This window comes from Limnofasciculus baicalensis BBK-W-15 (genome assembly GCF_024178385.1).
Lineage (GTDB): Bacteria > Cyanobacteriota > Cyanobacteriia > Cyanobacteriales > Coleofasciculaceae > Limnofasciculus > Limnofasciculus baicalensis.
In genome coordinates this window covers 1-2,361 of the sequence record NZ_JAMZMM010000604.1, presented here as the reverse complement: position 1 = coordinate 2,361, position 2,361 = coordinate 1, and the positions used below count along the sequence as shown (strand labels likewise).

Genomic DNA, 2,361 nt, shown 5'->3' with positions numbered 1-2,361 from the left:
ATATTGAAAAAAGCCGGGATGATGAGAGACGTTGACTTGACAATTCTCTCCTTTTTTATCTACGCTCAAATCTTGAATTTTGGCTCTAGGCAATATCCTGAATCCATTAACCGAAAAAAATCATGCTGTTTGCGACGGACATCATTAACAAAGCCCCAGTTGAACGTCTAGTAACGCTGTGGTCCAAGCGCTACACACCTGACTTATCAAGTCTCTCCCTCGAAAATAGCAAGATTATGTCAAGTGAGTTGATTGAAACGGCATCTCTACAGGGGAGAGAGAAGACAATTGCCAAGCTCAATCGTTTAGTAGAAATCAACTGTAAGTGTGCGGGTATCCAAACGAGTGCGTTGTTTTCTTATATTCCCAATATTGTGAATTTGTGGGAAAGTCAGTGTATTGCTCAATTAGTTGGACAGATTTATGATACGGTTCTGGAGGTTTACAAGCAGCAATCTCCTCCACCCACATTTCTTGCAGAAATATCCAAGGCGGCGACTGTTGATTTCTCAGTTTATGTCCAAGGGTTGCGCACTATGCCGGGACTAGAATTATCAACGTTAAAACAGTTAGTCAAAGCAATAGAAGGAATTTATCAACAACTCAGACAACAATATGTATCATCAAAAGACTCTCGTGCTATTGGTTTTATGTCTACTCAGTTTCACCTAAGCAGCAGGCTATTAATTAATCGACTGACTGTTTCGGAGAAAATATTAATTGGTCCTTACTTCAAGTTTGTGGAAGAGCAAGTTTGCATACCTTGGCAACGAGTTTGTCTAGCAGCAGCTAAACACGAAATCAATTCACCGACATTGGGAATTGTCCAGCAATTATTACCTGCATCAATGGATATTGCCAAATCTGTTCATCGTCAAGCTGTGCGATTGAACCCTAATCATCGCAGTCTCCGTGGAGAATTAGATGCACCAGTAGTAAGAGCGTCTAGTATTCGAGATGTGGAAATGTTTCAGGGTTATCTATGGCTGTGCGTTTTAGAAGGAAATACATCTTCAGTTGAACAAGAATTATTACCCCTTTGTAAGATGGTTTTTCCCAGTATTAATGTAACTTGGGCACTTGTAGAACAATTACTACCATTGCTGGTTGCAGAAATTAAACTTCGCGTCAAGCCGGAACAAATGAAGTTGGTACAACCTTACACAGAAGGAATGGAGAAGTTATTTACTGCTGCGTGAGTTAAAGAAAAACCCGGTTTCTTCAAGAAACCGGGTTTTTGAAGTGTATTTCATACGCTGCTACGCATTGAAATTGTATATTCTGAAAAAGAGTCGCATTGGCTCAAATTCTTCCCCACTCCCTACTCCCCACTCCCTACTCCCTACCTCTTTACCGCTCAGAATTATTGTTATTTCCATCTCCAATAACTGAGCGTATTCCCTCCATAGTCGCGGGGATACTACGAGGGTCCATAAACATTACCTTGCTGCTACCACTGCTGCCAATAACTTTACCCATATCTAAATAATGTTGAGCAAGTAAAAACTGGAGGGCTTCGCGAGCAGTAGGATCGTTTTGCAGACTCTTTGTCACAATTTGCAATGCTTCAGCAGTCGCCTGGGCTTTGAGAACTTGTTGTTGACGTTCCGCTTGAGCTTTAAGAATAATCGTTTTTTGTTGGCCTTCCGCTTCTAGAATTGCTGCTTTTTGTCGTGCTTCTGCATCTAAAACTTGGGCTTCTGCTTTACCTCTGGCACTATTAATTGCTGCTTCTCTTTCTCCTTCAGAAGTTAAAATTGCGGCTCGTTTGTGACGTTCCGCTGACATTTGCAATTCCATGGATTCTTGTACTGCTTTGGAAGGAACAATATCTCGCAATTCTACTCGGGTAACTTTGATACCCCAAGGATCGGTAGCTTCGTCTAATTCTCGCAGCAATGTTTCATTAATTTCCGAGCGGGCTGTAAAGGTTTGATCTAGTTCTAAGTTACCCATTTCTGCTCTAATTTGGGTAAGGACTAAGTTCTGCATAGCTAATCGGAGATTTTCTACTTTATAGTAGGCTTTCTCCATGTCCACAATCCGCCAATAGATCACTGCATCTGCGCTGATGGCAACGTTATCGCGAGTAATACATTGCTGAGGTGGAATGTCTAATACTTTTTCCCGAATAGTTTCTTGATATACTACTCGATCTAAGACGGGAATAATAATGTTAAGACCAGGTTGCAGTTTTTTACCACTATATTTACCTAATCTTTCTACCAAGGCTTCGTTCCCTTGATTAATAATCTTAACTGTGCTGGCGATACCGGAGCCGCCAAGAGCCAATACAATCAACCAACCGAATAATCCGTCCATTTTAAACCTCCTTTTTTTGAGGGAGTGGGGAGTGGGGAG

2 protein-coding genes are annotated in these 2,361 nt (G+C 41.4%); one reads left to right on the top strand and one right to left on the bottom strand.

The window, feature by feature from the left end; all coding sequences use genetic code 11:
* Positions 1 to 122: 122 nt before the first annotated feature.
* Complete coding sequence (locus tag NJ959_RS28640) at positions 123 to 1,199, top strand: hypothetical protein (RefSeq protein ID WP_254015161.1); 1,077 nt, start codon at positions 123 to 125, stop codon at positions 1,197 to 1,199.
* 151 nt (positions 1,200 to 1,350) lie between these two features.
* Here NJ959_RS28640 and NJ959_RS28635 read toward each other — a convergent pair whose 3' ends face one another.
* The gene (locus tag NJ959_RS28635; RefSeq protein ID WP_254015162.1) at positions 1,351 to 2,322 is read right to left on the bottom strand and encodes an SPFH domain-containing protein; all 972 of its coding nucleotides are present in this window, start codon (positions 2,320 to 2,322) and stop codon (positions 1,351 to 1,353) included.
* Positions 2,323 to 2,361: the final 39 nt, after the last annotated feature.

Coding starts and splice junctions, on each gene's coding strand:
- NJ959_RS28640 (WP_254015161.1), top strand. CDS start 123: ATGCTGTTTGCGACGGACATCATTAACAAAGCCCCAGTTGAACGTCTA.
- NJ959_RS28635 (WP_254015162.1), bottom strand. CDS start 2,322: ATGGACGGATTATTCGGTTGGTTGATTGTATTGGCTCTTGGCGGCTCC.